This is a genomic window from Nocardia sp. NPDC059154 (assembly GCF_042755705.1).
GTDB lineage: Bacteria > Actinomycetota > Actinomycetes > Mycobacteriales > Mycobacteriaceae > Nocardia.
In genome coordinates this window covers 46,185-65,560 of record NZ_JBHZCS010000041.1, presented here as the reverse complement: position 1 = coordinate 65,560, position 19,376 = coordinate 46,185, and the positions used below count along the sequence as shown (strand labels likewise).

The 19,376-nt window shown below is 69.8% G+C and carries 16 protein-coding genes; 9 read left to right on the top strand and 7 right to left on the bottom strand.

Annotated features, from left to right (window positions below; translation table 11 throughout):
• Positions 1-17: 17 nt before the first annotated feature.
• The 3 genes from ACFXN1_RS30980 to ACFXN1_RS30970 are packed head-to-tail and all read left to right on the top strand — an operon-like array spanning position 18 to position 3,011.
• The gene (locus ACFXN1_RS30980) at positions 18-905 is read left to right on the top strand and encodes a carbohydrate ABC transporter permease (protein WP_379435929.1); all 888 of its coding nucleotides are present in this window, start codon (positions 18-20) and stop codon (positions 903-905) included.
• Positions 895-1,725, top strand: a complete 831-nt coding sequence (locus tag ACFXN1_RS30975; RefSeq protein ID WP_379435927.1) for a carbohydrate ABC transporter permease — start codon at positions 895-897, stop codon at positions 1,723-1,725. Before ACFXN1_RS30980 ends, ACFXN1_RS30975 begins: the two co-directional genes overlap by 11 nt.
• A complete protein-coding gene (locus ACFXN1_RS30970) occupies positions 1,722-3,011 on the top strand; it encodes an extracellular solute-binding protein (RefSeq protein WP_379435926.1) in 1,290 nt (429 codons plus the stop codon). Before ACFXN1_RS30975 ends, ACFXN1_RS30970 begins: the two co-directional genes overlap by 4 nt.
• A gap of 7 nt (positions 3,012-3,018) precedes the next feature.
• On the opposite strand, the gene ACFXN1_RS30965 is transcribed toward ACFXN1_RS30970, so the two are convergent.
• Entirely contained in the window at positions 3,019-3,936 is a 918-nt protein-coding gene (locus tag ACFXN1_RS30965; protein ID WP_379435988.1) for a DNA-3-methyladenine glycosylase family protein, read from the bottom strand.
• Between the two features lie 311 nt (positions 3,937-4,247).
• Positions 4,248-7,019, bottom strand: a complete 2,772-nt coding sequence (locus tag ACFXN1_RS30960) for an FAD-binding and (Fe-S)-binding domain-containing protein (RefSeq protein ID WP_379435924.1) — start codon at positions 7,017-7,019, stop codon at positions 4,248-4,250.
• Between the two features lie 176 nt (positions 7,020-7,195).
• Between ACFXN1_RS30960 and ACFXN1_RS30955 the strand changes: the two genes are divergently transcribed.
• The 5 genes from ACFXN1_RS30955 (at position 7,196) to ACFXN1_RS30935 (ending at position 12,790) form a co-directional block, all read left to right on the top strand.
• Positions 7,196-9,076: an ABC transporter ATP-binding protein gene (locus ACFXN1_RS30955; protein WP_379435923.1), complete on the top strand. Its 1,881-nt coding sequence runs from the start codon at positions 7,196-7,198 to the stop codon at positions 9,074-9,076.
• 96 nt (positions 9,077-9,172) lie between these two features.
• Positions 9,173-10,138, top strand: coding sequence for a class I SAM-dependent methyltransferase (locus ACFXN1_RS30950; protein WP_379435921.1), 966 nt, complete (start codon positions 9,173-9,175; stop codon positions 10,136-10,138).
• Positions 10,139-10,328: 190 nt separating this feature from the next.
• Positions 10,329-10,799, top strand: a complete 471-nt coding sequence (locus ACFXN1_RS30945) for a hypothetical protein (RefSeq protein WP_379400734.1) — start codon at positions 10,329-10,331, stop codon at positions 10,797-10,799.
• Positions 10,800-10,850: 51 nt separating this feature from the next.
• Positions 10,851-11,924 (top strand): DNA polymerase IV, encoded by a 1,074-nt coding sequence (locus ACFXN1_RS30940; RefSeq protein ID WP_379435920.1) that lies wholly within the window; start codon positions 10,851-10,853, stop codon positions 11,922-11,924.
• 29 nt (positions 11,925-11,953) lie between these two features.
• Positions 11,954-12,790 (top strand): enoyl-CoA hydratase/isomerase family protein, encoded by an 837-nt coding sequence (locus ACFXN1_RS30935; RefSeq protein WP_379400736.1) that lies wholly within the window; start codon positions 11,954-11,956, stop codon positions 12,788-12,790.
• Positions 12,791-12,862: 72 nt separating this feature from the next.
• Here ACFXN1_RS30935 and ACFXN1_RS30930 read toward each other — a convergent pair whose 3' ends face one another.
• Complete coding sequence (locus tag ACFXN1_RS30930; RefSeq protein ID WP_379400737.1) at positions 12,863-13,684, bottom strand: alpha/beta fold hydrolase; 822 nt, start codon at positions 13,682-13,684, stop codon at positions 12,863-12,865.
• Between the two features lie 140 nt (positions 13,685-13,824).
• Between ACFXN1_RS30930 and ACFXN1_RS30925 the strand changes: the two genes are divergently transcribed.
• The gene (locus ACFXN1_RS30925; protein WP_379435919.1) at positions 13,825-14,817 is read left to right on the top strand and encodes an oxidoreductase; all 993 of its coding nucleotides are present in this window, start codon (positions 13,825-13,827) and stop codon (positions 14,815-14,817) included.
• Here ACFXN1_RS30925 and ACFXN1_RS30920 read toward each other — a convergent pair.
• From ACFXN1_RS30920 to lon, 4 genes are all read right to left on the bottom strand, one after another.
• Complete coding sequence (locus tag ACFXN1_RS30920) at positions 14,814-15,515, bottom strand: endonuclease/exonuclease/phosphatase family protein (protein WP_379435918.1); 702 nt, start codon at positions 15,513-15,515, stop codon at positions 14,814-14,816. The two genes, ACFXN1_RS30925 and ACFXN1_RS30920, sit on opposite strands and share 4 nt — an antisense overlap.
• 127 nt (positions 15,516-15,642) lie before the next feature.
• Entirely contained in the window at positions 15,643-16,014 is a 372-nt protein-coding gene (locus tag ACFXN1_RS30915) for a DUF5073 family protein (RefSeq protein ID WP_379400739.1), read from the bottom strand.
• A complete protein-coding gene (locus tag ACFXN1_RS30910) occupies positions 16,011-16,826 on the bottom strand; it encodes a heavy metal-binding domain-containing protein (protein ID WP_379384447.1) in 816 nt (271 codons plus the stop codon). Before ACFXN1_RS30910 ends, ACFXN1_RS30915 begins: the two co-directional genes overlap by 4 nt.
• A gap of 130 nt (positions 16,827-16,956) precedes the next feature.
• Positions 16,957-19,350, bottom strand: coding sequence for an endopeptidase La (gene lon / locus ACFXN1_RS30905; RefSeq protein WP_379435986.1), 2,394 nt, complete (start codon positions 19,348-19,350; stop codon positions 16,957-16,959).
• Between the last annotated feature and the right edge of the window lie 26 nt (positions 19,351-19,376).

Below are 19,376 nucleotides of genomic sequence, written 5' to 3'. Positions count from 1 at the left end.
CGGTAGCGTCGCTGATCATGGATCGGACGGTTCGCCGCGGTTCGGCCCGGCGCAGACAGGCGGCGGTGGGTTATGCGCTGCTGCTGCCGAGCCTGATCGGGGTCGGGTGTTTCCTGCTGGTGCCGATCGCGGTCGTGTTGTGGCTGAGTGTGCACAGCTGGAATCTGCTGGGGCCCATCGAATTCACCGGGGCGAGCAACTGGCGGTCGGTGCTGGCGGACCGGCAGTTCGGGCATTCGCTGCTGGTGACGCTGGCGTTGACGGCGCTGGTGGTGCCGGTGCAGACGGCGCTGGGGTTCGCGGTGGCGGCCGTGCTGGCGCGGCGCGGGCGGGGCGGGACCGTGCTGCGGGTGGTGTACGCGCTGCCGTGGATGTGTGCGCCGGTCGCGGTGGGGGTGGTGTGGCAGTGGATCTTCGCACCCACGGGCGGGGCGTTGAACGCGCTGCTGGGACGGCGGGTGGAGTGGCTGAGCTCGACGACGCTGGCGCTACCGGCGGTGGCCGCGGTGATCGTGTGGATGAATGTCGGTTATGTGGCCTTGTTTTTCGTGGCCGGGATCAGGGCCATACCCGGGGAGATCCTGGACGCGGGCGCGCTGGACGGGGCCACCGGCTGGCGGCGCATTCGCTGGCTGATCCTGCCGCTGCTGCGCCCGACCATGTTCTTCGTACTGGTCACCGGGGTGCTGAGCGTCTTCCAGACCTTCGATGCGGTGTACGCGCTCACCCGGGGCGGGCCCGACCACCACACCGATGTGGTTGCCATGCGGATGTATTCGGAAGCCTTCGAGGCCGCGCATCCGGGGCGGGCCGCGGTCATGGCGGTGGTGGTGTTCGCGGTCATGTTCGTGATCACGGTGGTGCAGCACCGATACTTCCGGAATCGGACCAGTTATGAGTACTGAACGACGGACAGCGGCCCGGGCCGCCGCGGCGTACGCGGTGCTGATCCTCGGGGCGCTGCTGACGGTGGCTCCGCTGGTGCTCAGCGCCCTGACCGCGGTCAAGACGCCGAGGCAGTTCGCGAGCGAATCCGCCCTGGCCACACCGCATCCCGCGACGCTGGACAACTTCCGCACGGTGCTGGACCAGGGGCTGGGGCGGGCGGTCGCGGTCACCGCCCTGATGACGGTCTGCATCACCTGCGGGCAGCTGGTCACCTCGACCATGGCGGCATATGCCTTCGCGCGCACCAGTTTTCCCGGTCGTGACGTGCTGTTCTGGGTGTATCTCGGGACCATGATGGTGCCCAGCGCGGTCACCCTGGTGCCGCTGTACCTGATGTTCGCGAAGCTGGGCTGGCTCAACAGTTTCTGGGCGCTGGTGCTGCCGTTCCTGTTCGGCTCGCCGTACGCGATCTTCCTGCTGCGCCAGTACTTCCGGGCCATTCCGGGGGAGCTCATCGACGCGGCACGGATGGACGGGGCCTCGACCCTCGACATCCTGGTGAGCGTCGTGGTCCCGATGAGCAAGCCGATCCTGGCCACGCTCGCCGTCATCACCGTGGTCTCGCAGTGGAACAGCTTCATGTGGCCGCTGGTCGCCGCGTCGGGCCCGAAATGGCAGGTGCTGACCGTGGCCACGGCAAGTATGCAGACCCAGTACAACGCACAGTGGACGCTGATCATGGCCGCCACCACGCTGGCGATCGCTCCACTGGTGCTGTTGTTCGTGGTGTTCCAGCGGCAGGTCCTGGCCTCCATCGCGGTGACGGGAATCAAATGACAGGGATCCGGATCAAAGATTCGACCCGGGCCGTACTCGGGCTGATCGTGGTCGCCGTGCTGCTGGTGGCCGCGGCCCTGTGGCTGGGTCGCGATGTGTCGAGCGGCGGGCGCACGGTGGTGCGGCTGCGGATCTGGGATCAGAGTTTCGTCTCCGCGTATCGGGCCTCGCTGGACGAGTTCCAGCGCGCCAATCCCGATGTCGAGGTGCGAATCACGCTGGTGCCGTGGGCTTCCTACGCGCAGAAGCTACGGCTGGATGTGGCGGGCGGGATCGCCGACGACCTGTTCTGGACCAACCTCTACGAGGACTACGCCGACAGCGGGCACCTGATGGATATCGGTGCGGCACTGGGACCGCAGGCGGCCCGAGCCTGGGACCCGCAGGCCGTCACCCAGTACACACGCGCCGGAACGCTGTGGGCGGTACCGCAATTCGTGGACGGCGGGACGGCCGTTTACGTCAACCGGGACCTGCTGGCACAGGCCGGGGTCGACCCGGACGAGGTCACGGCGGCGCGCTGGAGCCCCGACCCGGCGCGGGATACCTTCCGGCCGCTGCTGCGGCGGTTGGCCCCGGCATCGGAGTGGCCGTACAACGCCGCCAACGACTTTCAATCCATCACCCTGCCGTATCTGGGTTCGGCCGGTGGGCAGCTCCAGCGCGACGGCCGGTTCGCCTTCGATTCCCCGCAGGGACGGGACGCCTTCGGCTACACGGTGGGGCTGGTCGCCGACCGGCTCTCCCCCTCGGCCGCGGACACCGACGCCAGCGGCGACTTCGCCAAGAACGCCTTCCTCCAGGGCCGGATGGCGCTGTTCCAGTCGGGCACCTTCAATCTGGCCACGATTGCCCAGAATGCCGGATTCCACTGGGGATTGGCCATGATTCCCGAGGGCCCGGCCGGGCGGGTGAGCGCCAACAATGCCATCGGCCTCGCGGGCAATGCCGCCACCCCGCACCCCGCGGCGGTGCGGCGGGTGCTGGCCTGGCTGGGCAGTGCGGCGGGCAACCGCTACCTCGGCATCGACGGGGCGACGATTCCGGCCGTGATATCCGAACAACAGGTATACCGGGACTACTGGGCCCGGCACGGGGTCGACGTATCACCGTTCTTCGATGTGTTGCGCGACAAGGAGATCGCGGCGGGCGGGGGCGCGGGATTCCCGGCCGCCCTGGAGGCGATGACGCCGATCTTCGACGAGATGTACCTGGGCCGCATCCGCGTCCCGGGCGCGCTGGCCCGGGCGCAGCGGGAGGCCGACGCGGCGGCCGCCCAGCGGTGATCGGCGCTCAGATGCGGCTGTGATCGGTGTAGGGCGTGCGCGGGCCGAACTTCGGTTTGCGCGCGAACCCGGCCAGGCCGAGCAGCCGCACGGCGCGATATCGGTGCGGGCGCAGGGGTTCCAGGTATTCGACCATCTCGTCGTCGTCGATCGGCCGATCGAGCAGCGTCCAGCCGACGGTGGCCGCGAGATGAAAATCGCCCACCGAGAGGGCATCCGGATCACCGAAGGCACGCTGGGCGATCTCGGCAGCCGTCCACACCCCGATCCCGGGCACGGTGCGCAGCCGCTGCGCGGCGTCGGCGTGGCTCAGCCCGGCCGCCTGCTCCAGCTTCGGCGCGATACGCGCAGCCAGCACAATGGTTTTCGAACGCTGCGGGCCGACATTGGCGCGGTGGTAGACCCAGGACGGGATGTGCCGCCAGGTCTCGGCGTCGGGCATGACCCGCAGGCCCTTCGGGGCCGGACCGGGGGCGGGAGTTCCGTAGCGCCACACCAGTTTCCGCCAGGAGTCGTGGGCGGTCCTGGTGTGCACCTTCTGCTCCAGCACCGCCGGGACCAGCGCCTCCCACACCAGGCCGGTGCGCAGCATGCGCAGACCCGGATTGCGGCGGTGCGCCTCGGCGATCTTGGGGTGCTCGGGGGCGAAGTCGCTGAGGTCCTCGTCCAGACAGAGCATGCCGGGCAGCCCCGCCAGGAACTCCTCCGCGCCCGGACCCCACGCGCGGGCGTCGACCGTCTGCCGATCGAGTTGCCGCAGCCGGTAGGTGACCTCCCCCGAGGGCAGCCGGGAGGCGTGCCAGTGCGAGCCGTCGGGGGTCTCGCGATGACAGGGATCGCCGAAGCCGCGGCGCAGCGGGGAGATGGTGGCGGCCAGATCCAGCGGCCGATCCGAGCGGAGGGTGCGGGCGCGCTCGACCGTCATCCGATCGATTCCGGGCGGCGCTGAAGTCACCGCGCCATTCTATTGTTAACGCGAAGATCGACGGCGGCGATGTTCATTCCGATTGTCTTGGTTGCTCAGCAAACAAATGGCATCCGGCACTGGAGGTACTCGGCGTGATCACCAATCTGATCAATTTCCTGCTCGGCGTCTGGGGAAACATTTTCGCCGGTAGTAGCGGTTACCAGATTGCGCCCGGCACGCTGCCGTTCGGCAGCTGACGATGAGGGAAGGGGTACCCGCCAACTGCGGGTGCCCCTTCAGCTGTGCCGATTACGGCCGTTCCGTGCCGATTACGGCTGGTCCAAAAGGAACTGGGCCAGGTGACGGGACGGGCGGCCGGCCAGCTGTGCGGCCTGGGTCCGGCAGGAGAAGCCGTCGGCTATCAAGATCGAATTCACGGGCGCCGCACGCAGTGCCGGGAGCAGGCCGTTCTCGGCGACCGCGACCGATACGTCGTAGTGGCCTCGCTGCATTCCGAAATTTCCAGCAAGCCCACAGCATCCGGTGATCTCGATCACTTTCGCACCGGTGCCGCGCAGTATTCGGCGATCGGCCGCGAACCCCAGCACGGCATGCTGATGGCAGTGCGGCTGCACCAGCACGGTGTGGCCACTGCGGTCCGGCGGCCGCCAGCCGGGCTCGCCCTCCAGGAATTCCGACAGGGTGCGCACCGCGCCCGCCACGGCGGCCGCCCGCGGATCCTCGGGCAGCAGGCGTGGGAGATCGTCGCGCAGCGCGGCCGTGCACGACGGTTCCAGCCCGACCACCACCCCACCCGCGCCGACATGCGCGGCCAGGGCATCGACGGTGGCGCGCAGCCGCTTCCGCGCGCCGTCCAGCTGGCCGGTGCTGATCCAGGTGAGACCGCAGCAGACCCGGGAGTCGGGGATGCGCACGCGATGACCCAGTGACTCGATCAATTCCACGGCGGCACCGGCGATCTCGGGATCGAAGGCGTCGGTGAAGGTGTCGATCCACAGCATCACCCCGGGTGCGGAGTCGCCGGTGCGCACCGGCTGCCGCCAGGAACGCCGAAAACTCCTGTGCGCCACCGTGGGCACCTCGCGACGCGGATCCATTCCGGACAACCGCAGGCCGAGCCGGCGCAGCGGTCCCGCCGCGCCGAGCGCGTTCACCAGCCGCGGGAGCCGCGTCGCCGGTCCGAGCCAGCGCGGCAGGCGGCCCAGGGTGTAGTGGTCGATCGGGCGCGGCCTGCGCCGATAGCGGCGGTACAGGGTCTCCGACTTGTAAGTCGCCACGTCGACGCCGGCGGGGCAGTCGGAATGGCATGCCTTGCAGGACAGGCAGAGATCCAGCGACTCGGCGACGGCGTCCGACCGCCAATCCAGCGCGCCCCGGACCACCTCCTGCAGCACCCGGGCCCGGCCGCGGGTGCTGTCCTTCTCGTCGGCGGTGGCCAGATACGACGGGCACATGAACCCGCCCGCGGCGTGGGTGTCGGCCCGGCACTTGCCGACTCCGACGCAGCGATGCACGGCCGTGGCCAGATCGCCGTCGGCGGGAAAAGTGAAACCACCGGTCGTGGGCAGCGGGCGCAGCCCGGCCAGGCGCAGGTCGGCATCGATCGGGCGGGGATGCACGAGCACACCGGGATTCAGCACGGCGTCGGGGTCGAACAGCGCCTTGAAGCCCGCGAAGGCGTCGAGGGCCTCCCGGGAGTACATGAACCGCAACAGATCCGAGCGCGCCCGGCCGTCGCCGTGCTCACCCGAGAGCGAGCCGCCGAACCGCACCACGTGCTGGGCCGCGTCCTCGAGGAAGCTCCGGAAGCGTTGCGGCGCATCGGCTATCGGCAGATCCAGGCGCACATGGATGCAGCCGTCACCGAAATGGCCGTAGAGCAGGCCGTCCAGGCCGTGGTCCCGGAGGAGCGCCTCGAACTCGCGCAGGTAGTCGCCGAGGCGGTCGGGCGGCACGGCGGCGTCCTCCCAGCCCGGCCAGGCCGGACGGCCGTCCGGCGTGCGGCCGGCCAGGCCGGCGCCGTCGGCACGGATGCCCCACAGCGCCTGCGCCTCGGCCGGGTCGGTGACCACGCGGGAATCCAGCGCGTGCGCGCTCCCGCGCAGCAGCTCCGCCTTGTCCCGCGCCTGTTCCTTCGTCTCACCGTCGATTTCGATCAACAGCCAGCCGCCGCCGCGCGGCAGATCGGGCACCCCGCCGCGATGGGCACGCACCACGTCGACCAGGCGTGCGTCCATGCCCTCCACGGCAATGGGCCGGACCGCCATGATCGCGGCGATATCGTCCGCGGCCGCCGGCATGTCCGGGTAGCCGAGCGCCACCAGCACGGTCGCCGCGGGCACCGGAACCAGCCCGACGGTGGCGTCCAGCAGCAGCCCGCAGGTGCCCTCGGTGCCGACGAAGGCCCTGGCCACCGACGAACCGCGTTCGGGCAGTAGATGTTCCAGCGCGTATCCGGACGCCTGCCGCTCGAACCGGCCCAGCTCGGTGCGGATGAGCGCCAGCTGGGTGCGGGTGAATTCGGGCAGGCCCGCGAGCACGGACAGGTCCGCGCCCAGGGTGCGCTCGATGCCCATCCCGTCGAGAATCCGCAACTCGCGCACCGTATCCGAGGTGCGGCCCCAGGCCACCGCGCGCGGACCGCAGGCATTGTTGCCGATCATCCCGCCCAGCGTGCACCGGTTCTGGGTGGACGGGTCCGGGCCGAAACGCAGCCCGTGCGCGCCCGCACGCCGCTGCAGCGCGGCCAGCACCACCCCGGGCTGCACCCGTGCGGTGCGACGCTCGGGATCGAGGTCGAGGATGGCGTTCATATGGCGGCTGAAGTCCAGCACCAGACCCGGTCCGATGGCATTGCCCGCCACCGAGGTGCCCGCCCCGCGCGCGGTCACGGTCAGCCCCTCGGCGCGCGCCACATCCAGGGCCGCCCGCACATCGGCCGCATCGCGCGGGAAGACCACGCCACGCGGGAGGATCCGGTAGTTCGAGGCGTCCGAGGAGTACTCGGCCCGCCGCCGCGGGCCGGTGTCGACCTCACCGGTGATCACCGCGCGCAACGCTCGCTCCCACGCCTCGCTCACGCTTCAACCCTATGCGCGCCATCGCGAGGCTTCGCCGATCCGGCCCGGTGGCGGGCGGTGGATTTCGCTCAGCGTGAACCCCTGGGCTGGGCGGATGGACTTGATCTCAACCTTTGTTGAGGTATTAGTGTCGGTGGTGCGGGGTTCGATGAACCCCGGACCGGTGAGGAGCGGGGATGAGTATCGAATCCGTGGCGTGGAATCAGCTGTATCGGCAGATGAACGCGCCCACAGAGCAGCGACCGCTGCGGTTGGCCACTGCCCGGCGGATCCTCGCCTTCGCCCGGCCACACCATCGGCAGCTGGTGGCGTTCCTGGTATTCAGCATCGCGTCGGCGCTGCTGGCGGTGGCCACCCCGGTCCTGGCCGGGCGAGTGGTCGACGCCATCGTCGGGCACGGCGCGCCGCGCACGGTGATCACGCTGGCCGCGATCATCGCGGCGGTTGCGGTGCTGGATGCCGGCTTGGGGTTGGTGATCAGGTGGTTGTCGGCGCGCATCGGAGAGGGGCTCATCTTCGATCTGCGCACCGCGGTGTTCGATCACGTACAGAAGATGCCGATCGCGTTCTTCACGCGCACCCGGACCGGCGCACTGGTGAGCCGGCTCAACAATGACGTTATCGGGGCGCAACGCGCGTTCAGCACCACCCTGTCCGGGGTCGTCACCAACCTGGTCACCCTCGCGCTCACGCTGGCCGTGATGCTGCGGCTGTCGTGGCAGATCACCCTGCTCGCCCTGGTGCTGCTGCCGGTCTTCGTCGTCCCCGCCCGGCGCATGGGCGAGCGGCTGGCCGGCATCCAGCGCGAGGCGGCCGGGCTGAACGCCTCTATGAGCACCCAGATGACCGAGCGGTTCTCCGCGCCGGGCGCGACGCTGGTCAAACTGTTCGGCCGGCCGCGGCAGGAGTCCGCGGAGTTCGGGCTGCGGGCCGGGCGGGTGCGCGATATCGGGGTGCGCACGGCCATGCTGCAGACGGTGTTCGTCACCGCGCTCACCCTGGTCTCGGCGCTGGCGCTGGCCCTGGTCTACGGGCTGGGCGGCTATCTGGCGCTGAAGGGTGAGCTGGAACCCGGTGCGGTGGTGGCCCTTTCGCTGCTGCTGACCCGGCTGTACTCGCCGCTCACCGCGCTGGCCAGCGCCCGGGTGGATGTGATGTCGGCGCTGGTGAGCTTCGAGCGGGTCTTCGAGGTGCTGGATCTGAAACCGCTGATCGAGGATTCGCCGCTGGCGGTGCCGGTGCCCGCGGGCCCGGTGGCGGTGGAGCTGGACGGCGTCACCTTCGGCTACCCGTCGGCCGACAAGGTCTCGCTGGCCTCGCTGGAGGATGTGGCCACGCTCGACACCCGCGGCGGTGAGGAGGTGCTGCACGATGTCTCGCTGCGAGCCGAGCCCGGACAGATGGTGGCGCTGGTCGGCTCCTCCGGGGCCGGGAAATCCACCATCGCGCAATTGGTCTCGCGGCTCTACGACGTGGACTCCGGTGCGGTGCTGCTGGGCGGCATGGATGTGCGCGAGCTGACCGGGCAGTCGATTCAGGACACCGTCGGCCTGGTCACCCAGGACGGGCACCTGTTCCACGACACCATTCGCGCCAATCTGCTGCTCGCCCGCCCCGCGGCCACCGAGGACGAGCTGTGGGATGCGCTGCAGCGCGCCCGGTTACGCGAGCTGATCGAGTCGCTGCCCGACGGCCTGGACACCGTGGTCGGTGAGCGTGGCTATCGGCTCTCCGGCGGGGAACGCCAGCGCCTGACCATTGCCCGGCTGCTGCTCAAACAGCCCCGCGTGGTGATCCTGGACGAGGCCACCGCCTCGCTGGACTCCACCTCCGAGGCCGCGGTGCAGGAGGCGCTGGCCGAGGCCCTCGACGGCCGCACCGCCCTGGTCATCGCGCACCGGCTGTCCACCATCCGCAATGCCGACCAGATCCTGGTGCTCGAGCACGGCCGCATCGTGGAGCGCGGTACGCACACCGAACTGCTCGCCGCGGACGGCCGCTACACCGAGCTCTACCGCACCCAGTTCGCCGATTCCGGTGCCGCGGCGACAGTCTGATCGGACCCGGCGCTCGGCAGTCCGATCGGACCGGACACCTTGCCGGATCGGCAAAAGGATTCGAGCTGTCCGGGTGCGCGCCGATAGCGTCGGAGTATGAGCGCTCACTCGCACGAACAGGCAGGCACGCACGGACATCCGCATTCCCACGGTCACGGACATGGGCACGGTCACGGACATGGGCACGGCCACACCCACGACGGGATCGACTGGGCGGCCATGGTCGACGATCTCCGGCGCGATGACGCCATGTCGGCCGACGCCAATGCCGAGATCGCGCGGCGGCTGGTCGCCCTGATTCCGGCCGGCGCGGAAGCGACCGTGCTGGACATCGGCGCGGGAGCGGGCGGCCAGAGTGTCGCGTTCGCGCGGGAACTGCTGGCCCGCGGCGGCGGGAGTCTGGTGATCGTGGACGCGGTGCCGGAGCTGCTCGAGGCGGCCCAGCAGGCGGTGAAGGTCGCGCTGGACGGGGACGATCGGGTGCGGGTGCGGACCGTGCACGCCGACGCCGCGGCCGCGGACTTCGGCGCCGGGATCCCGGCCGCGGATCTGGTGTGGGCCTCACGCATGGTGCACCACCTGCCCGATCAGCAGGCGGGCACCGCGCGCCTGGCCGGGCTGCTGCGGCCGGGGGGCTGGCTGGCGCTGGCCGAGGGCGGGCTGTCGATGCGCTGCCTGCCTTGGGAACTCGGCGTCGGCGCGCCCGGACTCCAGGACCGGCTGCTGGCCCTGCGCGACGCGGGCTTCGCCCAGATGCGGGCCGACATCACCGCCGCGACGCCCATGCCCTACGGCTGGAATGTGGCGCTGAGCCGGGCCGGGCTGGCCGACGCGACCTCCTTCAGCGTGCTGATCGATCACCCCGCGCCGCCCGCGCCGGCCGTGCGCGAGAGCGTCGTCGCCTGGCTGGGCGGCTTGAGCGAGCGGGTCGGCGAACGCATCGGCGATGATGATCGGGCCACCCTGGCGGCGCTGCTGGATCCGGCCGCCGACACGTTCATCGGTGCGCGCGAGGACATTTACATTCTCGGCGCCACCACGGTCTTCCTCGGCCGCCGCTAGCCGTCACCGCGACCGCACGCGGGGCGGGACCGCGTTCGGGCACGATCGTGATCTGGCCGTGCCCGAACCGACACCGTGTTGTGGCCGCAGCGGCCGCTCCGACCTCCCGAAATGCCCTGCTATGCGGCATAATTCGAGCTCCCATGGCATAACCCACAAGATCGTTTCACATGCCGGGGGAGGAGTTTCGGTGACCCGTACCAAGGAGCAGCGGCACACGCCCGCGACCCGTGTCGACGATATCGAGCGCAGGTTCGGCGCCCGCCGATATCAGCCCACCGCCGACACCCCTGCCATGGAACTACAGGTGACGAGCGGCACCAAACGCACCGACGACGACTGGATCGTCCCCAAACAGCTGGTGGCCGACTGTGTTTCGGGCAAGCTGGTGCTCGACTTCACCCGGGCCCGGTGCTCACGGCGGGAAATCGACATCCGGGTCGAGGCCGATGCCGGGACGATCGTGCTGATCGTGCCGCGCGGCTGGCGGGTCGACACGGACGGCGTGCAGCCGGGCGCCGGCTCAGTGGCCAACCGGGTCAAGCTGCCGCGATTTCCGGGCGCGCCGCTGATCCGGGTCACGGGTGAGGTGGATACCGGTGCGGTGAGGGCGCGTTACGCCTACCGCTCGCCGCTCAGGTGGTTGCGCCGCTCCCGCTGACCGTTTCCGCAGTTCCCGGCATTTCGGGAGACCATGCGGTATGACGGAGGAGTGACGCGCTGGCTGCTGCACGTCGACCTCGACCAATTCCAGGCCGCGGTCGAGTTCCGGCGGCATCCGGAGCTGCGCGGGCAGCCGATCATCGTAGGCGGCAATGGCGATCCGGCCGAACCCCGCAAGGTGGTGTCCTGCGCGTCCTATCCCGCCCGGGCCTTCGGGGTGCGGGCGGGCATGCCGCTGCGCACGGCCGCGCGGGTCTGCCCCGACGGCGTCTTCCTGCCCCAGGACCTCGCCGGCTACGCCGAGGCGTCCGAGGAGATCATGGCGCTGCTGCGCACCTTCCCCGGCCGGGTCGAGGTGCTCGGTTTCGACGAGGCGTTCCTGGCGGTGGACACCGAGGATCCCGGGGAACTGGCGCGTGAGATCCGGTCCGCCATCGCGGAATTGGAGCTGACCTGCGCGGTCGGCATCGGGGACAACAAGACCCGGGCCAAGCTGGCCACCGGCTTCGCCAAGGCGGTCGGCAAGTCGGTTCGGTCGGCCGACGAGCCGCCGGCGGCGGACACCGGAACCGGAATCTTCCGGCTGACCAGGGACAACTGGGTCGAGCTGATGGCGCACCGGCCCACCTCCGCGCTCTGGGGCATCGGCGCGCGCATCGCGAAACGCCTGAGCGGCTTGGGGATCGAGACCGTGGCCGACCTGGCCGCCGCCGACCGGAAGGTGCTCGCGGCGGAGTTCGGCCCCAATACCGGGCCGTATCTGTGGGTGCTCGGGCACGGCGCGGGCGACACGGACATCGCCGAGCCGCGAGAACCGGTGGGCCACAGCCGATCCGAGACCTTCCCGCAGGATCTCACCGAACGCGCCGAGATCGATGCCGCGGTGGTGCGGCTGGCCACCCAGGTGGCCGAGGAGACCCTCGCGGCCAGGCGGGCCGTCGGGCGGGTCAGTGTCACGGTGCGTACCAAGACCTTCTTCACCCGGAGCAAGCAGCGGAAACTATCCACACCGACCACCGATGTCGACGAGATCGTGCGGACGGCGCTGGAAGTGCTGCACACCTTCGAGCTGGATCGGCCCATCCGGCTGCTCGGGGTCCGGGTCGAATACGCCATGCTGTGATCAGGTTCCACCCGACGGAAGGCACTCGAATGAACTCAGCATCGCGCAGCGATTCCCACAGGGGTGGCGGCGGGGCGACGGGCGGGCGCGACTACGAGAACATCCTGTTCGAGCACGACGGCCCGATCGCCCGCATCACGCTGAACCGGCCCAATGCCGCCAATGGCATCGATCAGGCGCTCGCGGACGAGCTGGAGCGCGCGGCCACCTACTGCTCGGAGGATCCCACGGTGAAGGTCGTGGTGCTGACCGCGGCCGGACGGTTCTTCTCCGCGGGCGGCGACGTGCGGGCCATGGCCGCCAGCGCGGACACCGGGGCATTCATCGAGCAGCTGGCCGGGACCCTGCACCGGGCGGTGTCGGCGCTGGCGCGGATGGACGCGCTGCTCATCGTGGGCGTGAACGGCACCGCGGCGGGCGCGGGCATGAGCCTCGCGGTGGCCGGCGATCTGGTGGTCGCCGCCGAATCCGCCGCCTTCACCATGGCGTACACCAAGGTCGGCCTGAGCCCCGACGGCGGCGCGTCCTACTACCTGCCGCGGATCATCGGCCTGCGCAAGACCCAGGAGCTGATGCTCACCAACCGCACCCTGTCCGCCGCGGAGGCGCTGGAGTGGGGTCTGCTGCACCGGGTGGTGCCCGATGCCGAGCTGACCGGCGCCGTCGAGGCTCTGGCGCAGGAATTCGCCACCGGCCCCAAGGGATCCAACGCCAATGTGAAGAAGCTGCTGCTGGTGTCCTCGCGGCACACCCTCGAGGAGCAGCTGGACACCGAGGCGGCCTTCATCACCCGCTGCGCCGATTCCGCCGACGGGCAGGAGGGCATCGCCGCGTTCACCGGCAAGCGCGCACCGAAGTTCGCCTGAGGACAACGGGTTTCGCCCCCGGCCGAGGTCGGGGGCGAGTCATGCCTGGGCTCTCGGTACTCGAGTTCGCCGTCAGCCCTTGATGAAGTCGAGGATCTCGGCATTCACCTCGGCCGCGTGGGTGATGTAGAGACCGTGCCCGGCATCCGGGTACTCCTTCAGCACCGCGTGCGGGGCCAGCTTCACGACCTGGCGGCTCGCGACATCGATCAGGATGGACTGGTCCGGAATGCCGTGCAGCAGCAGCGTCGGGACCGTCAGCGCGGCCACATCGGGGCGGTGATCGGTGGTGAACGCTTCGCGCTGCATGACCTGGATCGCGTACGGCGAGGCCGACAGGCAGCGCCTGATCTCCTCGTCGATGACCGCCTGCGTGACGCCCGGACGCAGGTGCGTGGCGAAATAGCCCTGGGACCGCTCGACGAACCACTTGGGCCGGTCGGTACGCAGCTGTTCCAGCAGGCCCTCCAGCGCCTCGATCGGGATGCCGATCGGATTGTCGTCGGTGTGCATCATGAACGGAATCGCCGGGGCCAGCAGCGCGATTCGCGCCACCCGATCGGAACCGTGCCGGCTCAGGTAGCGCACCGTCTCGCCGCCACCCGCCGAGTGCGCCACGATGGTGAGATCCCGCAGGTCGAGGTGCTCGATCAGGGCGGCGACATCGTCGGCGCGGGTATCGACGTCGTAGCCGGTGGCCGGGGTGTCCGAGCGGCCGTGGCCGCGGCGGTCCATCATGACGCAGCGGTAACCCTGCGCCAGGAAGTAGTGCATCTGGTATTCCCACTGGTCGCTGTTCAGCGTCCAGCCCGACACGAACAGGATCGGGGTGCCGGAGCCGAAGTCCTGGTAGTAGAGGGTGGTGCCGTCGGTGGTGGTCTGGAAAGTCGGCATATCTGCTGCGCTCCTTCGCAATTCGATCGCTGATTCGACAATCGCAAAGCGCGGGAACGAAAGCGATTACCTGCCGGGTAATGGGTGCGATCGGTCCGGAAGGTCACGCGTCCGCGCAGGTGGCGACCTATGCTCTGGACATGGAGTTCCAGGCGATGGTGGCACACGAAACGGACAGTGGGATCGCCCTCATCCGGGAGGAGGTCGCCGACGACTTCCTCATGCCGGGCGACGTGACGATCAAGGTGCACTTCTCGAGCGCCAACTACAAGGACGGGCTGGCCATCACCCCGCGCGGCGGCGTGGTGCGGCAGTATCCGCTCATCCCCGGCATCGACCTCACCGGTGAGGTGGTGGCCTCCACCGATCCGGAATTCGCGCCCGGCGACCTGGTCGTCGCGCACGGCTACGACATCGGCGTGGCCCACCACGGCGGTTTCGCCGAGTACGCACGAATTCCGGCCGGGTGGGTGGTGAAGCTGGACGGACTGACCCCGCGCGAGGCGGCGGCCATCGGCACCGCGGGCTACACCGCGGCCATGAGTGTGCAGGCGCTGCTCGACCGCGGTCTCACCCCCGACTCCGGCCCGGTGCTGGTCACCGGCGCGACCGGCGGCGTCGGCAGTGTGGCGGTGGACATCCTGGCCGGGCTCGGATTCGAGGTGGTGGCCTCCACCGGCAAACTCGGTGCGGGCGAACTGCTCTCGGCGCTCGGCGCCGCCTCGGTCATCGGCCGGCAGCCCGGCGAGGGGGAGAAACTGCGCGCGCTCGGCAAGGCGCAGTGGGCGGGCGCCGTCGACAGCGTGGGCGGTGCCTCGCTGGCCCACATTCTGAGCACCGTCAAATACGGTGGGGCGGTGGCGGTCTCGGGCCTGACCGGCGGCTCCGACCTGCCCACCACGGTCATGCCCTTCATCCTGCGCGGCGTGTCCCTGATCGGTATCGACTCCGCGCACTTCCCGATCGCCCAGCGCCGTGAACTGTGGGCGCGGCTGGCCAAGGACCTGAAGCCCCGGCATCTGTCGCTGCTGGAGAATTTCGCACCCATCACCGAGGCGGAGTCGGTGCTGCGCTCCATCCTGGACGGAACCCACTCCGGCCGAACGATTCTCGGGGTCGTGGGCGAGTTCTAGCCGACGATCGCGCGCACGAGGTTGTGGTCGGACGCCCCGGCCACATCCTCGACCGCGACACCGCGCACCGGCACACCGCGCGCGACCACATGATCGATGAACTGGGATTTCGAACCGGCCGTCCGGGGCCGGGTGGGAACGGAATCCGGCGGGAATCCGGGGATGGTGAAGCCGGCGCCGAGCGCGGCGGCGAGATCGTCCCGGCCGATATTGAAGTCACCGAGCAGAACTGCCGGGCCGTCGCCGGCGACGGCGGCCAGGCGCTCGAGCTGGCCGGCCCGGCGCCGGTCCCCGCTCACATGGGTGGCGATGATCAGAATGCCGTCGATCTCGGCCGCCAGCAGGCCTTTTCCCGGATCGACCGCGTGCGGCTCCGCGGTGACGAACCGGCTCGGCCCGCGCACGATCAGCACGAGATGCTCGGAGCGATCCGCCAGGGTGTTCGGCACCCGGCGCGGGCTCGGAATGCGCGGGTAGTCGAGGACGTGAAAAGTCCGGTCGGGCAGCGCCTCCCACAGGCTCGCCAGCTGATCGCCGCTGACCTCCTGGAGCGCGATGACCGCTTCGGGCCGGGCCGCGACGGCGGCGGTCACGACCGCGATCCGCTTCGCCTCCTGCGGCCAGCGCGCGGCCACCTCGCTGTCCCAGTTGTCGGCGTGAACGCGGTGCAGGACATTCCAGGTGGCAATGGTGATCACCTACGCACCCTACGAGAAACCAACTGACCGTGCGGGTTTCGTTTCATGTGAAACAAGGGATATTCGCCGGTTGGTTGCCAACCGGCCCGCTCTCGATGGTCGGTTCGGCGCTTGTTCGACATTCGGCTCAGCCCGGACCCGCGAGAACGTCCAGCGCCGCCGAGAGGTGGGGCAGCGCGGTCGGACCGTACGAGGCGGCGATCTCGGCGAGCGCCCGGGCCAGGTGCGGGGCGATGGTGGCGGCCGGCAGCAGCTCCTCGGCCAGCACGATGCCGCCCACCACGTGGGCCGCGCGAATCCGCTCGTCGGAGGTGACCTCGTAACGCCACGAACCGATCTGGACCCGCTCCGGCTCGGAGCGGAAGAGAGATTTGCGGGGCGGTGTCCGGGTCACCCCGGGGACGCCCGCGAAGACGGTGAAGACCAGTCCGAGGCCGCCCGGGCCGCCGAGCGCGGCATCGATGGCGCGGGTGGCGGCCCCGGTATCGAAATCGCTCACGAGTTCATGCCGAGGGTGAACTGCGGAATGATCGGGTCGCCGTCGCCGATGCGGCGGATGGCCGTGCCGGATGCATAGAACTCGACCGTGTGATATCCCCACGCGTAGTTGGAGATATCGACGCTGACGCCGGTGACGCCGTTCGCGCCGTCCCGTTCGGCCTCGGCCTGCATGCGGGACATGGCCAGCTCCCGGGCCTGATAGTTGCCCTGGGTCCACTGCGGCATCTCCATATTGCGGCCCATCTGGCTGAGCATCTGCCGGAAGCCCTGCACCGCCACGTGGAACACGCAGTTGCCCATGACGAAGGCGATCGGGGCGTAGCCGGTGCGCATCAGCGTCACCATGTCCTGCCCCGAGAGGTGACTGGTGAAGGCCTGCCCGTTCGGCCGCCGATAGCTGCCCGGCGATTTCGCGAACCGCACCGCGGTCCCCACCGCGATGAACTCCAGATGCTCCATCGACTCCCCGTGCTGCCGCCACTCCAGCCGGACCCCCACCACCCCGTCGGCCTGGAGCGAGTCCGCCTCGGCCTGCATGCGCGACATGGCATTCCACCGCGCCCGATAGGTGGCCTCGGTCAGCACCGGCAGCTCCTGCTGCTGCCGGATCCCGGTGAACTGGAACCCGACGTGATAGACGGACACGCCCATCACCAGGTCGATGGGTTCGAAGCCCGCCCCGTGCAGCAGCGCGAACTCGTTGACCGACAGATCCGAGGTGAAGATCCGGTTCGCGTGCGAAAGCCGCTCACCCGCGACCTGATCGAGCTGGTTCGGTTGATTCGGCTGACTGGGCTGGTTCGGTTGCATGTCGTTCGCCCTCCGTCGGATCCCCGGTGGATCCCTAACGAGGGTACGACCCGGTCTGGTTCGGGGACTGCCGAAATGGCCGGGAGCCGTGCGTGTTTACAGAACACGCACGGCTCCCGTTCTCGATACCTCAGGCGGTGGCGCTCAGCGCGCGGCCGTCGTAAGCCGGTTCGGCGACCGGCTCGATGGCGTAGGCCAGGATCTCGGCCACGTCGGCGACGGGGCGGACATCCAGCGCGGCCAGCACCTCGGCGGGGACCTCGTCCAGATCCGGCTCGTTGCGGGCCGGGATGAACACGGTCTTCAGGCCGGCGCGCTGGGCGGCGAGCAGCTTCTGCTTCACGCCGCCGATCGGCAGCACCCGTCCGTTCAGCGTGACCTCGCCGGTCATGCCGACATCCGCGCGGACCTGGCGGCCCAGGGCCAGCGACACCAGGGCGGTGACCATGGTGACGCCCGCCGACGGACCGTCCTTCGGGACCGCGCCCGCCGGGAAGTGGATGTGGATATTGCGATCCAGCACCCTCGGCTCGATGCCGATCTCCTCCAGGTGGGAGCGGACGTAGGTCAGGGCGATCTGCGCGGATTCCTTCATGACGTCGCCCAGCTGACCGGTCAGGGTCAGCGAGCGGTCGCCCTCGGCGGCATTGGCCTCGATGTAGAGGACGTCGCCGCCCGCGCCGGTCACGGCCAGACCCGTCGCGACACCGGGGACCGCGGTGCGCTCGACCCCGTCGGGGGTGAAGCGCGGACGGCCCAGGTAGTCCTTCAGGTCACCCAGTCCGATCACCAGCTTGCCGGAACCGACTGCGGCCGGACCGGATTCGGCGTCGTAGCCCAGCTCGCGGTCGTAGCCCAGGCCCTCCGGCACGAATTCGCCCTTGCTGACCAGGCTTTCGGTCGCGGCGATGTCCGCCGACTCCGACAGCTTGGTCGCCGCCTTGCGCAGCGCCTTGGCGATCAGCCGCTCCATCTGCCGCACCCCGGCTTCCCGGGTGTAGTTCGCGGCGACCTCACGCAGCGCCTCGTCCGTGATCGAGACCTCCTCGGCGGTCAGGGCATTGCGCTCCAGCTGCCGGGGGATCAGGAAGTCGCGGGCGATGGCCACCTTGTCGGCCTCTGTGTAGCCGTCCACGGTGATCAGTTCCATGCGGTCCAGCAGCGGGCCGGGAATCGTCTCCATGACGTTCGCGGTCGCGATGAACAGCACGTCCGACAGGTCCAGATCCAGGTCCAGGTAGTGGTCGCGGAAGGTGTGGTTCTGCGCCGGGTCCAGGACCTCCAGCAGGGCCGCCGCGGGATCGCCGCGGAAGTCCGAGCCGACCTTGTCGATCTCGTCCAGCAGGACAACGGGATTCATCGATCCCGCCTCCTTCATGGCGCGTACGATACGGCCGGGCAGCGCGCCCACGTAGGTGCGCCGGTGACCGCGGATCTCGGCCTCGTCGCGCACGCCGCCCAGGGCGACGCGAACGAACTTGCGGCCCAGGGCCCGTGCCACCGATTCACCCAGCGAGGTCTTGCCGACGCCGGGCGGACCGACCAGCACCAGCACCGCGCCGGAACCGCGACCGCCGACGACCTCCAGGCCGCGCGCGGCCCGCCGGGAACGGACGGCCAGGTACTCGACCATGCGGTCCTTGACCTCGTCCAGGCCGTGGTGGTCGGCGTCCAGCACCGCGCGAGCGGCCGAAACATCGGTGGAGTCAGTGGTTTTCACGCTCCACGGCAGTTCCAGGACGGTGTCCAGCCAGGTGCGGATCCAGCCTGTCTCCGGGCTCTGATCGCTGGAACGCTCCAGACGCCCCACCTCGCGGAGGGCGGCTTCCTTCACGTCCGCGGGCAGGTCGGCGTTCTCGACGCGGGTGCGGTAGTCCTCCGCGCCGTCCGGCTCGTCCTCGCCCAGCTCCTTGCGAATGGCGTTGAGCTGCTGGCGCAGCAGGAATTCCCGCTGCTGCTTCTCCACGCCCTCGCGGACATCCTCGCTGATCTTCTCGGTGATCTCGGTCTCGGCGATGTGCTGAGTGGTCCACTCGATCAGCTTGCGCAGCCGCGCGGTGGTATCCGGGGTGTCCAGGATCTCGCGCTTCTGCTCATTGCTCAGGTACGACGCCCAGCCGGCCGCGTCGGCCAGGGTGGACGGATCGTTCATCTGATTGACCGCGTCGATGACCTGCCAGGCCTCACGGCGCTGCAGGACCGACACGACCAGCTTCTTGTATTCGGCCGCAAGCTCTTTGGTGCGTCCGTCGGCAGCCGGAATCTCGACCGGTTCGGCCTCGACCCAGAGCGCCGCACCCGGCCCGGTCACGCCGTGGCCGATCTTGGCCCGGCTCTCCGCCTTCAGCACCGCCGCGGGAGCGCCGCCGCGCATCCGGCCGACCTGTTCGATGGTGGCCACGACGCCGTAGGTGGCGTACCCCTCATCGAGGCGCGGCGCGACCAGCACCTGGTTGACCTTGCCCGCGCGGGCGGCATCGATGGCGGCCTGCGACGACTCGTCCAGCTCGATCGGCACGACCATGCCGGGGAGCACGATCGGATCGGTCA